15 protein-coding genes are annotated in these 17720 nt (G+C 39.5%); 7 read left to right on the top strand and 8 right to left on the bottom strand.

The window, feature by feature from the left end:
- Positions 1–51 precede the first annotated feature (51 nt).
- From GNP35_RS16575 to lptF, 3 genes are read right to left on the bottom strand one after another with little or no spacing between them, the layout of a single operon-like run.
- Positions 52–165 carry a hypothetical protein gene (locus GNP35_RS16575; protein ID WP_414153694.1) on the bottom strand — a complete coding sequence of 38 codons (114 nt, stop codon included), beginning with the start codon at positions 163–165 and terminating at the stop codon, positions 52–54.
- Positions 137–1129: an LPS export ABC transporter permease LptG gene (lptG, locus tag GNP35_RS10910; RefSeq protein ID WP_155696150.1), complete on the bottom strand. Its 993-nt coding sequence runs from the start codon at positions 1127–1129 to the stop codon at positions 137–139. Before lptG ends, GNP35_RS16575 begins: the two co-directional genes overlap by 29 nt.
- Positions 1129–2244 (bottom strand): LPS export ABC transporter permease LptF, encoded by a 1116-nt coding sequence (lptF, locus tag GNP35_RS10905; protein ID WP_330997793.1) that lies wholly within the window; start codon positions 2242–2244, stop codon positions 1129–1131. Before lptF ends, lptG begins: the two co-directional genes overlap by 1 nt.
- Positions 2245–2489: 245 nt before the next feature.
- Here lptF and pepA point away from each other — a divergent pair, with 245 nt between their 5' ends.
- Genes pepA through GNP35_RS10890 form a run of 3 tightly spaced genes read left to right on the top strand, consistent with a single transcriptional unit; the run spans position 2490 to position 7409 of the window.
- Positions 2490–3995, top strand: a complete 1506-nt coding sequence (gene pepA / locus GNP35_RS10900; RefSeq protein ID WP_155696149.1) for a leucyl aminopeptidase — start codon at positions 2490–2492, stop codon at positions 3993–3995.
- Between the two features lie 37 nt (positions 3996–4032).
- Positions 4033–4506: a DNA polymerase III subunit chi gene (locus GNP35_RS10895; RefSeq protein ID WP_155696148.1), complete on the top strand. Its 474-nt coding sequence runs from the start codon at positions 4033–4035 to the stop codon at positions 4504–4506.
- 32 nt (positions 4507–4538) lie between these two features.
- Entirely contained in the window at positions 4539–7409 is a 2871-nt protein-coding gene (locus tag GNP35_RS10890; RefSeq protein WP_155696147.1) for a valine--tRNA ligase, read from the top strand.
- Positions 7410–7461: 52 nt separating this feature from the next.
- Here the strand turns inward: GNP35_RS10890 and GNP35_RS10885 are convergent, their stop codons facing one another.
- On the bottom strand, positions 7462–8421 hold the full coding sequence (locus GNP35_RS10885; RefSeq protein ID WP_155696146.1) for a GGDEF domain-containing protein: 960 nt from the start codon (positions 8419–8421) through the stop codon (positions 7462–7464).
- Positions 8422–8598: 177 nt separating this feature from the next.
- On the opposite strand from GNP35_RS10885, the gene GNP35_RS16325 reads away from it, so the two are divergent.
- From GNP35_RS16325 to GNP35_RS10875, 3 genes are all read left to right on the top strand, one after another.
- Positions 8599–9219 (top strand): SPFH domain-containing protein, encoded by a 621-nt coding sequence (locus GNP35_RS16325; RefSeq protein ID WP_330997792.1) that lies wholly within the window; start codon positions 8599–8601, stop codon positions 9217–9219.
- Positions 9119–9451, top strand: a complete 333-nt coding sequence (locus tag GNP35_RS15775; RefSeq protein WP_330997849.1) for an SPFH domain-containing protein — start codon at positions 9119–9121, stop codon at positions 9449–9451. The genes GNP35_RS16325 and GNP35_RS15775 overlap by 101 nt, the downstream gene beginning before the upstream one ends.
- Before the next feature lie 85 nt (positions 9452–9536).
- A complete protein-coding gene (locus GNP35_RS10875; RefSeq protein ID WP_155696145.1) occupies positions 9537–9737 on the top strand; it encodes a type II toxin-antitoxin system antitoxin in 201 nt (66 codons plus the stop codon).
- Between the two features lie 115 nt (positions 9738–9852).
- On the opposite strand, the gene mazG is transcribed toward GNP35_RS10875, so the two are convergent.
- Genes mazG through rlmD form a run of 3 tightly spaced genes read right to left on the bottom strand, consistent with a single transcriptional unit; the run spans position 9853 to position 14346 of the window.
- The gene (gene mazG / locus GNP35_RS10870) at positions 9853–10692 is read right to left on the bottom strand and encodes a nucleoside triphosphate pyrophosphohydrolase (RefSeq protein ID WP_196492495.1); all 840 of its coding nucleotides are present in this window, start codon (positions 10690–10692) and stop codon (positions 9853–9855) included.
- Positions 10693–10738: 46 nt separating this feature from the next.
- On the bottom strand, positions 10739–12967 hold the full coding sequence (gene relA / locus GNP35_RS10865; RefSeq protein ID WP_330997791.1) for a GTP diphosphokinase: 2229 nt from the start codon (positions 12965–12967) through the stop codon (positions 10739–10741).
- 14 nt (positions 12968–12981) lie between these two features.
- On the bottom strand, positions 12982–14346 hold the full coding sequence (gene rlmD, locus GNP35_RS10860) for a 23S rRNA (uracil(1939)-C(5))-methyltransferase RlmD (protein WP_155696144.1): 1365 nt from the start codon (positions 14344–14346) through the stop codon (positions 12982–12984).
- A 72-nt stretch (positions 14347–14418) separates the two neighbouring features.
- Between rlmD and barA the strand changes: the two genes are divergently transcribed.
- Positions 14419–17205 carry a two-component sensor histidine kinase BarA gene (gene barA / locus GNP35_RS10855; RefSeq protein WP_155696143.1) on the top strand — a complete coding sequence of 929 codons (2787 nt, stop codon included), beginning with the start codon at positions 14419–14421 and terminating at the stop codon, positions 17203–17205.
- Between the two features lies 1 nt (position 17206).
- On the opposite strand, the gene GNP35_RS10850 is transcribed toward barA, so the two are convergent.
- Positions 17207–17689: a DciA family protein gene (locus GNP35_RS10850; RefSeq protein ID WP_155696142.1), complete on the bottom strand. Its 483-nt coding sequence runs from the start codon at positions 17687–17689 to the stop codon at positions 17207–17209.
- Positions 17690–17720 lie beyond the last annotated feature (31 nt).

Here is a 17720-nt window from a genome sequence, read left to right as displayed (position 1 = left end):
GGAATTGGAACATCGCATAAACGTTTCTTGTTTTTCTTCTTAGTTCTTTAGTTACTTTTGCTTTTTTGTAAGCAGGTGCAAGGATATTAAAAAGAATACAAAGGTTGGGGCAAATGCTCCTAATACTGCCGGAAGTTCATAAACTAGGGCCATTGAGCCAAACACTCTGTCCACTAAAAAGAACGAAAATCCAGTGAGAATACCGAGTATGATTCTTGCGCCCATCGTGACAGAAACGCAGAGGACCAAAAATAAACGATAACGCCAAAAGTAGCATTACAGCAACATTAAATGGCTGAAAAATCTTACGCCAAAACGCTAATTCATATCGACTCGCATTTTGACCATTATTATTGAGGTAGTTTAGATAATCGGTTAATTCAGATAGTGCCATACGCTCAGGCTTGACCGATACAATGCCAAGTTTATTAGGCGCTAAGTCCGTTGGCCAAGGTAGCTCGGCTTTAAAAGAAGTTGTAACGTCTCGGTCGTTCCATTCTTTGATTTGTACATTTGCAAGTAACCATTGGTTATTTTCAAACTTGCCAGTGTCCGCTTTTAGTTGACGCGTTAATTTTAAATCGCTGTTAAAGTCGAATACAGAAACACCAAGTAGCTCACCAGATTCTGTTACTTCCCTGATATTAACGAATGTGTCTGCTTCTTTTGCCCATATTCCTTCATCGGCTGCATATATATCACCGCCACTTATCGCTTGGGTCTTTAATTCATTCGCTTTTTTTATCGATGCAGGTACACCCCATTCAGAAAATACCATCATCGCCAGGATTAAAATTGTACTTGTTTTTAAAACGGCACCAACCACATTGCCTTTTGACAGTCCAACAGCCTGCATAACAACAAGCTCTGAACTAGACGCTAAAGCTCCCAATCCAACTAAGCCACCTATCATGGCCGCCATTGGGAAAAAGGCTTCAAAATCTTGAGGTATTAAAAACAAAGAATATAAAGCCGCTGTAACAGCCGTAAAGTCGGCACGACCGATATACTTTAATTGCTCGATAAAACGAAAAAGTGAACTTATCCCCACTAAAATACCAAGCGTAACCATGATAGAACTAATTACAGTGCGGCCTACGTAGCGCTCAATTATAGACATGCCTAACATCAATTAGCTTCCTTTCGTTGTTTACTCTTTGTGGCTAACCAGAACTGCCTTAACTTACCACCGCTAGACCTATCCCGAAGTAGCAATAACGTAGCGGTAAATATGCCAATAATATGAATCCACCATAAACCAACTGACAGCGGGATACGACCATCTTCAAGGGCTGACTTTGCTAGTAGTAGTAAAATGTAATAGGCAAAGAAAATAACAAGTCCTGGTAGAATCTTACCAAAGCGACCTTGTCTTGGGTTTACTGAGCTAAGTGGCACTGCGATTAGCGCTAAAATTGGAATGGTCAACGGAATAGCAATTCGCCACTGGAATTCCGCTTGCGCTTCAACATCATCAGAGTTCATTAATTCTATCGTGCTCTTTGCTGCTAAATTGCGACTTCTTCGCTCAACAGCTTGTTCTTCCATTAATATTTGGTATTTTGAAAAGTTAAGGCGTTGTAGGTCTGAGCGCTCATTAAAATAATAGCGGTGTCCCGCAGAGAGAATCAAATCTTGCTGGCCATTTGGCAGGTCTTGTAATTTTCCAGATTGTGCAAAAACAACGCTCTCTACACCCGATTCACTGGCTTGCGCTACAAAAACCTTTTTCATTTCTGATGTGCTGCGCTCAATGTCATGAACAAAAACAACGGAGTCGCCTTTCCCGGCTTTTTGAAATCGCCCGGCGGTAAGTGTTGATAACACGCCTTCTGCGGCAGCATTCTCTCTAACTTGGTATTCGTATTCAGCTGAAATAGGCGCTAGGTATAGAGTGATCGCACCACCAACTATTGCAAGCATAGTGGCAAACAAAAGAGCAACTCTAGCTACATACCACTCGGAAACGCCCGTCGCCTTTAAAACACTCATTTCTTGGTCAGCGTATAGTCGACCATAGGCTAGCATTACGCCTAAAAAGGCGCTTAGGGGAAGGATTACAGCCGCAAGTTGTGGGAAGCGTAAGCCAATGATTGATGCCACTAAATAACCGGGGATTTTGCCTTCTGTTGCGTCAGCTAAAACGCGAACAAAAGTTTGGCTCATGAATATACTCATAAGAACTATAAAAACCGCAAACTGAGACTTAAAAATTTCTGCAGTTAAGTAACGTAAAATTATCACTCACAAACCTTATAAAACTTGTACTTTTACTGGAATAATGCCGATTTTTGAGTAAACTTCTTATTTTCGCAAGAAATCTTTTTTATAGCAGGCTAAACTCATGCTATAACAATCGGACAACAAGCCTTTTTCTAGACTTAAACTTTTGTGCAAGGCTAGATTATAATGGTAAATCAGTGAAACACCGATAAAAATTTTAAATTTAAGTGGAATACTAAAGGTTCACTTATGTTTTTGGAGAGATCATGGAATTTAGTGTAAAAAGCGGCAGTCCCGAAAAACAACGCAGTGCATGCATTGTTGTAGGTGTTTACGAACCTCGTCGACTTTCTCCGGTAGCGGAACAGTTAGATCAAATTAGTGAAGGATATATTAGTAACCTTTTACGTCGTGGCGACTTAGAAGGCAAACCTGGTCAAGTTCTATTATTACATCATGTACCTAACGTTCTTAGCGAACGTGTATTATTAGTAGGTTGTGGTAAAGAACGTGAACTAAACGAGCGTCAATATCGTCAAATCATTAAGAAAACTATAGATACATTAAACGAAACCGGCTCAATGGAGTCAGTTTGCTTCTTAACTGAGATGCATGTAAAAGGTCGCGATACTTATTGGAAAGTTAGGCAAGCAGTTGAAGCAACCATGCATAGCTTGTATAGCTTTAACCAGCTTAAAAGCAAAAAAGACGAAGCTCGCCGTCCACTACGTAAACTTGTATTCAACGTACCTACGCGTCGTGAATTGGCGTTAGGTGAGTCTGCTATTGAACATAGTTTGGCAATATCAAATGGTTCAAAAATGTGTCGTGACGTTGCTAATATGCCACCAAACATTTGTAATCCTGCTTACCTTGCTGACCAAGGTAAAACGTTAGAAGAATTTGATAACGTATCGGTTTCTACTGTTGGCGAAAAAGAAATGGCTGAACTAGGAATGAACTCCTACTTAGCGGTTGGTCGTGGCAGTGATAATGAATCTATAATGACCATCATTGATTACAAAGGTGGTAACGAAGGCGATGCACCAATTGTCCTTGTTGGTAAAGGCTTAACATTTGACTCAGGTGGTATTTCAATTAAACCATCTGCTCAAATGGACGAAATGAAATATGACATGGGTGGAGCCGCTGGTGTTTTAGGCGCAATGCGCTCACTAGTAGAACTAGGGCTTCCTCTAAATGTTGTCGGTATTTTAGCGGGCTGTGAAAACATGCCAAGCTCAAACGCTTATCGTCCGGGTGATGTTTTAACAACGATGTCAGGCAAAACGGTAGAAGTTTTAAATACTGATGCAGAAGGGCGCTTAGTGTTATGCGACGCGTTAACTTATGTTGAACGTTATGACCCTGAGTTAGTTATAGATGTTGCTACGTTAACGGGTGCTTGTGTTGTTGCGTTAGGCAAGCACGCAACTGGTTTATTAAGCAGCCATAACCCGTTAGCGCACGAGCTATTAAATGCATCAGAGCAATCTGGTGATAGAGCATGGCGTTTACCATTATGGGACGAGTATCAAGACCAATTAGAAAGTCCGTTTGCAGACTTTACTAACTTAGGTGGTCGAGATGCAGGAACCATCACAGCTGCATGTTTCTTGTCTAGATTTACTAAGAAGTATAACTGGGCACACTTAGACATTGCAGGAACAGCTTGGGTAAGTGGAGGTCCTAATAAAGGGGCAACCGGTCGTCCAGTTCCTATGCTTACACAGTTCTTAATGAACCGTGCAGGTATCGCGGTTGAGCAATAAGCTCAATCGTTTTTATAATTTATAAAGTTGGGCCGTTATGAACGTAATTTTTTGGTTGTTGTCAGACAAACATAGTTTGCCTCAAACCGATGAAGCCAAAAATATTTTGCCTCACTGGCATTATGCCTGTGTTCTAACGGCAGACTTATATCGACAGCACAAAAAAGTGTTGTTAGGCGCGCAGGATCAAGATCATGCTCATCAATTAGATGAGTGGCTCTGGCAATTTGAAGCAAACCGCTTCATACCTCATAATTTACCAGGAGAAGGCCCACATTATGGTACTCCGGTAGAAATAAATTGGCAGCCAAGTCCTCAACGCCGTCAGTGTTTTGTAAATACGAACAATCACATTCCTGATTTTTATCAGCAGTTAAAAGGGATAACTGAGTGGCACGACTTTGTGCCAGCTGATGATGTTGGTAAAGCCGCAGCACGCGAACGTTATAAAACACTTAAGCAAGCAGGTTTTGAAATCACAACCTCGCCTATCCCTGACTCAATCGTTTAATCGAAACAAAATAATTCAAGGCTCTTCTTAAAATGGATAAAACCTATAATCCAAGCGACATCGAACAAACCCTATATCAAGAATGGGAAAACAAAGGTTACTTTAAGCCAAGTGGCGAAGGTGACAGCTACAGTATTGTTATCCCACCACCAAATGTCACTGGTAGTTTGCATATGGGGCACGCATTCCAACATACGATTATGGACGCGTTAACTCGATACAAGCGCATGGATGGTTTTAATACATTATGGCAAGTTGGTACAGACCACGCTGGTATCGCAACTCAAATGGTTGTAGAGCGTAAACTTGCTGCAGAAAATAAACCAACTCGTACTGAAATGGGACGTGAATCATTCATTGATAAGGTATGGGAATGGAAAGGCGAGTCTGGCGGTAATATTACTAAGCAGATGCGTCGACTAGGTAACTCAGTAGATTGGGAACGTGAACGCTTCACAATGGACCCTGGTTTATCAAAAGCCGTTGAAAAAGTATTTGTTGATTTATACAACGACGATTTAATTTATCGTGGTAAGCGACTTGTAAACTGGGATCCAAAACTTCAAACGGCGATTTCTGATTTAGAAGTTGAGAATAAAGATAAAAAAGGCCACATGTGGCATTTCCGTTATCCATTAGCTGACGGCCAGAAAACCGCAGACGGAAAAGACTACGTAGTAGTTGCTACTACACGCCCAGAGACTTTATTAGGTGATACGGCGGTAGCGGTAAACCCAGAAGATCCTCGCTATAAAGACTTAATCGGTAAGTTCATTGAATTGCCATTTGTTGCGCGTCGTATTCCAATTGTGGGTGATGAACACGCAGACATGGAAAAAGGCACAGGTTGTGTAAAAATCACGCCAGCCCACGACTTTAATGACTATGAAGTAGGTAAGCGTAATCAATTGCCTATGATTAATGTTTTAGACTTTACTGGTCATATTCGAAAAGAAGCGAATGTTTACAATACCAATGGCGAAGAAAGCGACGAGTATAGTACAGAACTCCCTGAGCAATTTCATGGCTTAGAGCGCTTTGCTGCTCGTAAAGCGATTGTTGCCGCAATGGATGAAATTGGTTTATTAGAAGAAATAAAAGAACATGACTTAACGGTGCCTTATGGCGACCGTGGTGGTGTTGTTATTGAACCAATGTTGACAGACCAATGGTACGTGCGTGTTGAATCTATGGCTAAAGTAGCCACAGAAGCTGTGCAAAATGGCGACATTGAGTTTGTGCCTAAGCAATATGAAAACATGTATTTTGCTTGGATGCGTGAGTTGCAAGACTGGTGCATTTCACGTCAATTGTGGTGGGGACATAGAATCCCGGCATGGTATGACAATGACGGCAAAGTTTATGTTGGTGCTAGCGAAGCGGAAGTTAGAAAAGCAAATAACTTAGGTGATGATGTTGCACTAAGACAAGACGACGATGTTCTTGATACTTGGTTCTCATCAGCACTTTGGACCTTCTCTACAATGGGTTGGCCAGACAATATTGAAGATCTTAAAACCTTCCACCCAACTGACGTATTGGTAACCGGTTTTGACATTATTTTCTTCTGGGTTGCTCGTATGATCATGATGACCATGCACTTCATTAAAGATGAAGACGGTAAACCACAAGTACCATTTAAAACAGTTTATGTGACGGGTCTAATCCGTGACGAAAACGGCGACAAAATGTCAAAATCTAAGGGTAACGTAATTGACCCATTAGATATTATTGACGGCATTGAATTAGAAACGTTAGTTGAAAAACGCACTGGTAACATGATGCAGCCTCAATTAGCAGCAAAAATTGAGAAAAGCACTCGTAAGCAATTCCCTGAAGGAATGACGTCTAGTGGCACTGACGCTTTACGATTTACTTTGTCTGCATTGGCGTCTACTGGCCGTGATATTAGTTGGGACATGAAGCGTTTAGAAGGTTATAGAAACTTCTGTAACAAGCTTTGGAATGCCAGCCGCTATGTTCTAATGAATACTGAAGAGCATGATTGCGGCAAAGACTTACCAGCAAACAGCCCAGAGTTAGAATACTCACTGGCCGATCGCTGGATTCAAAGTCAGTTACAAAAAACAGTTGAAACAGTGCGTGGTCACTTAGACGCTTATCGTTTTGATTTAGCATCAAGCGCTATGTATGAGTTCACGTGGAATCAATTCTGTGATTGGTACTTAGAATTAACTAAGCCAGTTATCTTTAAAGGAACTGAAGCGCAACAAAAAGCGACACGTAAAACGCTTGTTGATGTGCTAGAAGCTCTGCTTAGATTAATGCATCCAATTATGCCATTTATCACAGAAACGATATGGCAGCGTGTTGTTCCACTAACGTCTTTAGGCGAGTCTAAAGCTGACAGCATCATGTTAAGTCCGTTCCCTCAATATAATGAGAGTGCGGTTGATGAAAAAGCTTTAGCTGACGTAGAGTGGTTAAAGCAGTTCATTTTAGTAATTCGTAATATTCGTGGCGAAATGGACTTATCACCAAATAAACCGATTAGCGTTATTTTAAGAAACACGTCTGAGCAAGATCTCTCTAGACTTGAAGAAAATAAAGCCTTCTTAATTGCATTAGCAAAATTAGAAGACATTAGTGTTTTAGCTGACGGCGAAAAAGCACCAGCTTCAGCAAGTGGTGTTGTTGGTAGCATGGATGTATTAATCCCAATGGCTGGCCTAATTGATAAAGAAGCTGAAATGGCGCGTTTGAATAAAGCCATTGATAAAAACAAAGGTGAGTTGAAGCGTGTTACAGGCAAGCTATCAAACCAAAAGTTTGTTGATAATGCGCCGCAAGAAGTGCTTGAGAAAGAACAAGCTAAACTTGCAGAATACCAGCAGAGCCTTGAGAAATTAGAGCAACAGTTGGTAGAAATTGAGAATATTTAAATAAAATAGACTTAGTTTAAAAACCTAAAAACGATTAAAGCCAGTATGAATTTTATTCTGCTGGCTTTTTGTTTGCCTTATTTTCAAACATAATTGTTTTAGCTTCATGAATCCAATCATTACTTGTTTGAATGTGCTCTGCAATTTGGCTGGCACCAATAGAAAGCTCCACGGATTTAACTGAACCGTCAGCCAATCTAAAGGTAATGTCGCTATTGATTCTCTGTATGTAATCTAACGCGGGTCTAAACTCTGTATTTGGTAAAACAATAATAAACTCATCTTCAAAATAGCGAGCAACGGCATCGTTGTTTCTAATTTCATCAAGCAACCTTGAAGCGACGGCTCTTAGAGCTCTATCGCCATACTCTTTGCCATAAAACTTGTTGATCGACTTCAACTGTTCAATATTCGTTAAAATTAAAGTGGCAGGGACTTTATGTCTATTAAACTGCTCAATACTAAATCCGATTTGTTTTCTCAACGCGTCATATTTTAGTGCACCACTAACTGCATCTATTGAAGACAGTTTGTCTATCTCTTTATAGGCGTTTCTAAGTTTTACTAAAGCAACATCTAATGCATCTTCCGTTTCTTTTAACTCAAACACATCTTGTATCGAAAAAATAAAAAAGCTTGGTTTATTAAGTTCATCTCTTACTAGTGAAGCCGTCAGTTTTGCCCAAACTAAATGTCCTAATTTATGTCGGTAGCGCTTAACACGAATGAAGTTTTTTCGAGTATGACCAGCCAAAATGGATTTTGACCATGCCAATCGCTCTTTAATATCTTCAGGCATCGTTAAGTCTTCAAACGTGAGATCAATTAATTCGTTGTAGCTATACCCTAAAATTTCACAAAGTTGACGGTTAATCTTTATAAACTTGCCGGAAAGTGAAACAACGGCGATACCAACGGCAATATGATCAAACCCCAGCCTGTAAACACTGTCTATATTTGTTGAATCAATAGAATTATTGTAAGGACTATCGTTAGAAAAATTTGTTTTCATTTAGTTATTATTATCCATGAGTTGATTTATAAGCATAGTGCGATAATTGAAAAACCTCCAGTGTAATTACCTAATTAAGGTAAAAGTTAAAGCAAACAAAATGATCATTGATCATTTGCAATTCATAAAAATAGATACTAAAGTGATATCAAAATGATATCTATTTAAGGAAGTGATATGAATGAAAAAAGTGGTTTTTCAGTAAATGGTTTTGTAGCCGCGCCAGTGCTGGCTTTATTAACCATCGGAGCGGTAAAGTCAATCAGCATCCCTTTTCAAGTAGCAGACCTATTGTTAATTGTTACGGCAGCTATACTGATTTTAAGTTGGGCCGGTTTTTTTATGGTGCAACCCAAACAAGCGCGAGTGTTAACCATGTTTGGTTCATATATGGGAACGGTTAAGGAAACAGGCTTGAGATGGACCATTCCATTTTTTATACGCCGAAATATCTCATTACGCATTCGTAACTTTGAAAGCGGCAAACTTAAAGTTAATGATAACCAAGGTAACCCGATAGAAATAGCGACTGTGGTAGTTTGGTCAGTAGAAGACAGTGCCAAAGCCGTGTTTGAAGTTGATGACTATGAAAGTTACGTGAGCATTCAGTCGGAAGCTGCGTTAAGGAATTTGGCGACGTCTTACCCTTATGATATTTATGAAAAAGACGAAGTCGCATTGCGTTTCTCATCCTCAAATTATCTCAGATGCGCTATCCAAAGAAGTACAAAGCCGATTAGAAGATGCAGGCGTAAAAGTCATAGAAGCTCGAATAAGCCATTTGGCTTACTCACCTGAAATTGCCAATGCGATGTTACAAAGACAACAAGCAACAGCCATTATCGCAGCGCGTGAGAAAATAGTGGAAGGCGCCGTTGGTATGGTTGACATGGCATTAGAGCAACTGTCTGAAAAAGGTATTGTTGAGCTTGATGAAGAACGAAAAGCGGCAATGGTGAGTAACCTATTAGTTGTATTATGTGGTGATCAAAATACTCAGCCAATTATAAACGCAGGCTCACTGTATTAGTAGCTAAGTTTAAACTTAGAAAGAAGAGTGATAGTGTATTTATTGCTCTTCAAAATGCTAAAAAGTACAAACTAAAAGGTATATAGTGACTAAAAAAAAGAGCTTCCCACTACGAATTAATGAAGACGTATTTCTTGCCATGCAGCGCTGGTCAGATGATGAGTTACGTAGTTTAAATGCGCAAATTGAGTTTGTTTTGCGAAAAGCATTAGTTGACAGTGGACGAGTAAAGCTAACCCAAAAAGTAGTTACAGAGTTAGTTGATGACGTGGAAAAGAAATCATAAAGTTAAGGAATAGTAATGAAACACCTCATTATACTGTTTTGCCCAATTTTAATGGAGTTTGAACCTGCAAGAAACAGGTTCACTTTAAATCAAGGTGGTGGCAAGTTTAACTTTACTAAGATTTAGGCTCACTAGCCTTAACTCTCAACCAAAGTTCTTCCATTTCATCTAGAGACATATCTGACAGAGGTGTTGAGTGCTCTTCAGCGAGCTGCTCAACGCCTTTAAAGCGTCTTGAGAACTTGTCATTTGCCTGCCGAGTTATTTGTTCAGGGTTTAGCCCTAAATGCCTAGATACATTTGTTAAAGCAAAAAACAAATCGCCAAGCTCATCTGCAATACGCTCTTTGTTGGTATTACTGTTATTTTTCTCTTTGTTCTTTTCTATTTCAACACGAAGCTCAGCAATCTCTTCTTCTACTTTATCCAGCGCTCCGTTTACATCGGGCCAATCAAAACCAACATGAGCAACACGTTTTTGAATTTTATAAGCTCTATTTAGGGCAGGCAATGCATTAGGAATATCATCGAGAACTGAGGTTTTACTCTGTTTAGAATTAGCATTTCGTTCTTGTGTTTTTATCTGTTCCCAGTTGTATTTTATTTCACTGTCATTCAGGGTTTGGTTTGAAAGTTCACCAAAAACATGAGGATGACGGCGAATAAGCTTTTCGCACATGAGGCTGGCAATTTTTTCAAAATCAAAAAGTTCTTGTTCTTTTCCAAGCTGAGCATAAAACACCACTTGGAATAAAAGATCGCCAAGCTCTTTTGGCAACTCTTCAAAGTCTTCCTGCTCTATCGCTTCAGCAACTTCATATGCCTCTTCTAATGTATGCGGGACAATGGTTTTAAAGGACTGTTTTAAATCCCAAGGACAACCGCCGTTTGGATCTCGCAGTTGAGACATGATCCATATAAGTTTGTCGATAGCGGGCTTGTCGGTGTTCATCATATTTTTTAATTCTCTGTATTTGCTAAAAGTGCTAGTACTTATAGCCCTATGACCTTTTAACTTTCATGACTTCTTCTACTTGGCTTATTTTATCTAGTACTCTATTAAACGCACTCAAATTATAAACCTCTAACTTTAAGCCCATTGTCACTACTTGATTATTTACGTCTGAGTCGGTGCTCATTGCCAACACGTTTACTTTGTCATTGGCTAAAATAGTGGTGATGTCGCGTAATAATCCGCTTCGGTCGTTGGCAAATATTTTTACGTTAGCAACAAAGCCACCAGAGTATTGTTCCGCCCAAGATGCTTCAATAAATCGCTCAGGGTGCTCATCCATCACTATCTTAAATTGTTCACAATCCGAGCGATGTATTACTACGCCTCTACCTTGTGTAATATAACCAACAATGTCATCACCCATGATTGGATTACAACAGCCGGCCAGTTGATTCATTAAATTACCAACACCATGCAAAACCACGCCATTTTGGTTTTTCTTAGACTTTTTCCGAGGCTTTTGAATTAACCTAGGATCAATTTCAGGTTTAGGTTGATTGGTTGCCTTGGACTCGATGTAATTAATAACTTGGTATAAGCGAACGTCACCGGCGCCTATCGCGGCAAGGAGATCATCTAGTGAGTTCATATTAAAGCGCACAACCGCGTGGGACGTTTCGCTCCAATCAATATCTAAACGGTTAAGCTCGTGCTCAACCATTTGTTTACCTTCAACAATATTCTTGTCTTTGTCTTGCTGTTTAAACCAGGTTTGAATTTTTGCTCGCGCTCTAGAAGAGTGAACATAATCTAAGTTAGGGTTTAGCCAATCACGTTTAGGGTTTGGCTCTTTGCCGGTAATGATCTCTATTTGATCGCCGGTTTTAAGCTGGTAAGTAAAAGGAACGATTCGGTTAAATACTTTAGCGCCAATGCAACGGTGGCCAACATTTGTATGCACATAATAAGCAAAGTCTAACGGTGTTGAGCCACTTGGTAAGTCAACAACATCACCGTCTGGTGTAAATACATAAACCCGATCTTCAACAACCTGATTATGAAGCTCTTCGGCAAAGTCGTTGGTATCGGCCATCTCCTCTTGCCATTGCAGTAACTTTCTTAGCCACGCAATTTTCTCTTCATAACTCGACATCTTAACGTGTTTGTTTTTGCTGTCGCTTTCTTTGTATTGCCAATGTGCAGCAACACCTAACTCGGCCTCTTCGTGCATTTCTTGCGTTCGAATCTGAATTTCTATTGGTTTACCGTGTGGACCAATAATCACTGTATGAATAGACTGATAACCATTTGGCTTAGGCGTTGCTACATAGTCATCAAACTCAGAAGGAATATGTCGCCAGTTCGTATGTATAACACCTAATGCACCATAACAGTCTTGTAGTTTGTGAGTAACCACTCGCACTGCGCGGATGTCAAATAGTTGAGAAAAATCGTAGTCTTTCTTTTGCATCTTTTTATAGATGCTATAAATGTGTTTTGGACGGCCATAAACCACAGCCTCGACGCCAATGTCCGTCATTTTTTCAGACAGGCTATTCACAAAGTCTTCTAAGTACTGTTGTCTGTCAGCACGTTTTTCTTCAAGGCTAGAAGCAATGTTTTTATAAACCGTAGGCTGCAGATATCTAAATGAATAGTCTTCCAGTTCCCACTTTAACTGACCAATACCAAGCCGATTAGCAAGTGGCGCAAATATGGTTTGAGTTTCTTTGGCGGCTAAGACACGAGTTTCCTCATCGCCACTTTTAATGTCTCTTAGATAAACAACTTGCTGACTTAACTTAATTACAACCGCTCGTACATCTTCCACCATTGCCGTTAGCATGCGACGGATTTTTTCAGCTTGAGCTGCAGAGTGTTTTATACGAGATGACAACAAGCCTAAGTTTGCCATTTTACGCACTGAGTCAAGCAGCGCTAAGGTAGAGCTACCAAACTTGTTAGTGATTTTTTCTTTGAGTTTTTTGTCAGTGGCTTGAGGGCCATAATACGGATACAGCAGAGCAGCAATTAGGCTTTCATCATCCATGCTTAGCTCAAGCATGATCTCAACAATTTGTAAGCCATGGCGGACAAAGTCAGTATCATGGACTTTATGCGCTTTTGGCGATTGTTGCTCGGCAAGTAGCCAATTTACGCCATTGCCAATTACCTCTACCGTGTGTGATTCGAGGCCCGTGTTCATCAGCCACTCATTTATGTCGTGACTGGATAATACGTTTTCTAAATTGTGAACTCGGGTAACTGAAACCACACCTATTCCTTACTTCATTTTTCTAATAACACCATAGCTTCCATATGAGCCGTATTTGGAAACATATTAAGAATGCCGGCTTTTTTCAACTGATAATCTGCCGCTAGCAATATTTTTAAGTCTCTTACCATAGTAGTTGGATTACAAGATATATATAAGATTTGTTTAGGTTTTATTTTAGGGATAGTTTGCATAACGGCCAAAGCGCCATCTCGCGCTGGGTCTAGCAATAATTTATCTATCGGTTTAAGCCAGGTTGGCGGGCGTTTTTCGTCAAAGACAGAAAGGTCAGCTTGATAAGCTTCAACATTCGTTAAGTCATTTAATTGAGCGTTATGTTTAAGCTGTTTTACCATGTTGCTCACACCTTCCACGCCAATTACTTGTTTACTGCGTTTTGCTAGCGGCAAAGTAAAGTTACCTACACCACTAAATAAGTCTAAAACCGTGTCATTTGCAGTTGGTTTTAGCCAATCCATTGCTTGTTGAACCATTTGGTCATTGACGGCTTGGTTTACCTGAATAAAATCTTTAGGCGAAAACTCAAATTTTACGTTATCCGTTGAATAATGAAGTTGTTCACCATTGGCCGCGGTATGTTGATGTAAAACGTCATAGCGACTATCACTATATTCCACAATCAGGTGCACATTAAGGCCAACAGCAAAGTCGATAAGGCGTTGCTGGTCAGCAAGGGAAAGCACTTCAGTAGCGCGTAAAATAGCGCATTGATAATCATCTAAGTCAAAGAGTTGGATATGCGTAAGGTTTTGTCCAGTTTCTAGCTCCAATAACGTTGGTTTAATGGTTAAGGCTATTTTTTCCAGTGCAGGAGCTAAAATTGCGCAACTGTTGATGTCTACAATATGTTTAGATTTAGACTCTCTAAAACCTAACGTTAGCTTTTTCTTGCCCGTCCACCACAATGCAAGCCTTGCTGCACGGCGGTAACCCCAAGATTCGCTTGTAATAGCTGGTTGCCAAACACCTTCAATAGAGCCTAACTGTTTTTCCATTAACTGTTTTAATACGTTTTCTTTTTCAGTAACTTGATCTTCATTAGCTAAATACTGCAACTGACAACCGCCACAAGTGCCAAAATGCTCACATTCTGGGGCGATGCGTTTTTCACTTTCTTCGATAATTTCTATGATTTGCCCCTGAAGGACCTTATCAGTATAAGTAAGAGGTTTTATTTTGGCTGTTTCACCAGTTAATAAGCCGGGAACAAAAGCAACTTTGCCATGCGGGTTAGACACAATTGACTTCAAACTTAAGTCATATTTTTCGGCGACACCACTAAATTGAGCGAGCTGTTTACCAGCGGAAGCGTGCTTTCTTGATTTAAGTTGTTTAGTCGGCTTGAAAAATTTCGCCATTGTTTGTGTACCCGCTTTGAGTTAAGTTAGATAAATACTAAAAAGAAACGTTATTATACTCGAAAAAACCTAATGAAATCTCACCTTTCCATGCGTCATTGGGCGTTTGTTGTCATTATTTTACCAACTCTGTTCATCAGCCTGATTTTAGGCAGTATTTTAATTTATAAAAGACATACAGAACTTGAGAATGTATTAATCGAAAGAGGTTTATCTCTTGCAGAGCCACTGGCTATGTTAGCGGGAAAATCTATTCAGCAACAAGACAACGAATTTTTAAGTCGTTCCCTTGATTTAGCTCATCGACGAGGTAGCCCTGCAGTCAATAATATCTCTGTTTTTACAGCGGACCATAGTTTACTTGTATCTACCAATGAACACGTTGATATTAGAGAAACTAAGTTATCAAAAGGTAAAACGGTTTCCTCTAAAAGTACCGTTGAGCGTTATGGCGATATTGTATTTGTTAGAACGCCAATTTGGGGGGAGAACTTAGACAGCTCAAAAGCCTTTGTTATTAAAGGCGATGACCGCACTCTCTATGGCTACTTGGTTTTAGAATTGAGTAGGAACAAGGTATTACTTCAGCAACAGTCTTCACTCCTGCTTATGATCAGTATTTTGATCATCGCTTTATTTGTTAGCTTCGCGTTTGCGCAATACTTTATTAAACGACTAATCAATCCTATTCATAGAATAAACAACGTAATCGCCAAAATTGTTCAAGGCGATACAAAAGTACGCTCAACAGAACTTTACCTAGCCGAACTGAACACCTTGAGAGACGGCATTAATACATTGGGTAAAAAAATACATTTGGCTAATGAACAGGCTGAACATAATATCAGTGAGCATACTCAAGAACTGACGCAAACGGTTGAGTTACTCGAGATTCAAAATGTAGAACTGAGCATTGCGAGAAAAGACGCCCAAACCGCAAATAATGTTAAATCTCAATTTTTAGCCAATATGTCACATGAATTGAGAACACCATTAAATGGGGTTCTTGGGTTTACTCGACAGCTGAAAAAAACGCCGTTAAATGATAATCAGAGTGACTTTTTAGAAACCATTGAATCATCCGCGAAAAATTTACTCAGAATTATTAATGACATACTCGATTTTTCGAAGCTAGATGCGGGGAAAATGGAGCTAGAATCTATTCCATTTTCTCTAAGAGATACTGTCAATGATGTCATGACACTGATGGCGCCTACTATTTTTGACCGCGGAATTGATGTTCATTTAGGAGTAGAGTCATCTACACCAGATTCTTTAAGAGGAGACCCAGACCGAATTAAACAGGTTCTCCTAAACCTTATGGGTAACGCTTTAAAATTTACTCATCAAGGCTTTATCCGTTTAGATGTTCAATATAAAGGCGGTGATGAACATGGACACAAAATTAAATTTGTTGTTTCTGATACTGGAATTGGCATAGATAAAACCGTTATCCAAAAGTTGTTCTCTGTGTTTGAACAGGCTGATAGTTCAGTCACCCGTCGTTTTGGCGGAACAGGTTTAGGTTTAAACATTTGTAAGAAACTCATTGAAGCTATGGGCGGAAATATCAGTGTTAAGAGTGAAAAAGACCAGGGCAGTAGCTTCTATTTTGACATCGTTGTTAAAGAAAATAACATAAGCGTTGCCGAACCCATTGATGTTGCGGACATCGCAGGGAAACGAATTTTAGTATTTGACAATAATGACCAGTCGTTAAATGACATTAATTTATTATTGTCGGATTTTACTGAGCTTCAAATCACAACCTGTGAAAACCAAGCTAACTTCTCTAAATGGCTAAAAGAGCCTTTTGATGTGGTTTTAATCTCTAGGAACGTTTCTCCAAGTACAATCGGACTGTTACAACAGTTTGTATCTGAAGCAAAAGAGAACTGCGAAAATGTTATCGCAATGATAGGTAGTATTTCGCCTAATTTAAAAGAAGCCCTCATTGGTTCTGGCGCAACAGCTTGTGTAAGTAAACCTATAAACCACAAAAAGTTGATAGATAGCCTAAGCGCACCTTTTAGAACTTATCAACAAACTGAGCAAACCAAGTCTATTTCTTTTAACGGCTTGAAGGTTTTAGCGGTTGATGACAATAAGTCTAACTTAAAATTGTTAACCACTATTTTGACAGAGATGTCGGTCGTCGCAGATACAGCATATGATGGTTTGCAGGCAGTTGAAATGGCGAAAAAGTATCGTTATGACGCAATTTTTATGGATGTGCAAATGCCTATAATGGACGGTATTACAGCTTGCCGTGAAATTAGATCTTCGTCATTAAATGAAGATATACCTATTATTTCAGTTACTGCGCATGCAACTGCCGATGAGCAGGTCACTATTTCTGAATGTGGCTTTAACGACTATTTAGCTAAACCCATCGACGAACAGGTTTTACGCCAGATACTTATTGAGTTCTCCGGTGACGCATATAATGTTTCAAACAATAAAGCGGCAAAGCAAGACGCAGTCTTAAAAAGTGGTGCAGCGCCAGATTTTGCAGGGTTCCATCACATTAACTGGCCAATGGCATTAGAAAGAGCAGCTGGCAAACGAGACTTAGCAGTACAGATGCTTGATATGTTGATTAAGAGTATCCCTGACACAGTTGATCAAATTAATGGTGGTTTAGCGTCTAACTCTGTTGATGATGTGCTTACCGCCGTTCACAAATTTCATGGCGCTTGTTGTTATACTGGGTTGCCAAAAATAAAGAGTTTAGCTGAGCAAATAGAAATTAATTTAAAAGCAAATCGACAAATTAAGAATGTAGAGCCTGAATTGTTTGAATTGTTAGATGAGATTGAGTTATTAAGAAATGAATCAATGAGCTGGCAACTCAGCTAAATTATTTTTTCCTATGGCTCATCAGGCGTTCAAGAGACTGTCTTAGCTTTTCGTCACTTGATTTTGAAATGGTTAAAATAGAATTTGCCGCGTCATCTGGAATAAAAGAAGACTTAGTAACCTTTGTTTCAACTGCGCTTTTAGATTTTGCAGTAGACTTTAAGTTACTTAAAAGAGTACTTCTTGGACTCACTTTCATTTCAACGGTAACGGTACCGGGATTGATTTCGCGTCTCACGTGCGAGAGAATGTTAGATTGGTGCATTTTAAACGCCGTTGCTATAGTTGCAGATGGTGTTTCTAAATAAAGTATTGAGTTTTTAAAGTTGCTTACAATGATATTTTGCGCGATATTGTCGCCCAAAATAGAAACAAGTAGCGTTTGAATGGCTCGAAAATTGCTGGTTTGTTGTTGGTAATTAACTAAATTTGAACTGGCTTTATCATGCGACATTAAATCAGATAGAGATTTTGGTGATTTCACAACAATTAATCCATAAAACTAGGTAGTATTT

Source organism: Psychrosphaera haliotis, from assembly GCF_009728465.1.
GTDB lineage: Bacteria > Pseudomonadota > Gammaproteobacteria > Enterobacterales > Alteromonadaceae > Psychrosphaera > Psychrosphaera haliotis.
This window is presented reverse-complemented; position numbering and strand designations above follow the sequence as displayed.

Coding starts and splice junctions, on each gene's coding strand:
- lptG (WP_155696150.1), bottom strand. CDS start 1,129: ATGTTAGGCATGTCTATAATTGAGCGCTACGTAGGCCGCACTGTAATT.
- pepA (WP_155696149.1), top strand. CDS start 2,490: ATGGAATTTAGTGTAAAAAGCGGCAGTCCCGAAAAACAACGCAGTGCA.
- GNP35_RS10895 (WP_155696148.1), top strand. CDS start 4,033: ATGAACGTAATTTTTTGGTTGTTGTCAGACAAACATAGTTTGCCTCAA.
- GNP35_RS10890 (WP_155696147.1), top strand. CDS start 4,539: ATGGATAAAACCTATAATCCAAGCGACATCGAACAAACCCTATATCAA.
- GNP35_RS10885 (WP_155696146.1), bottom strand. CDS start 8,421: ATGAAAACAAATTTTTCTAACGATAGTCCTTACAATAATTCTATTGAT.
- GNP35_RS16325 (WP_330997792.1), top strand. CDS start 8,599: ATGAATGAAAAAAGTGGTTTTTCAGTAAATGGTTTTGTAGCCGCGCCA.
- mazG (WP_196492495.1), bottom strand. CDS start 10,692: ATGATGAACACCGACAAGCCCGCTATCGACAAACTTATATGGATCATG.
- rlmD (WP_155696144.1), bottom strand. CDS start 14,346: ATGGCGAAATTTTTCAAGCCGACTAAACAACTTAAATCAAGAAAGCAC.
- barA (WP_155696143.1), top strand. CDS start 14,419: ATGAAATCTCACCTTTCCATGCGTCATTGGGCGTTTGTTGTCATTATT.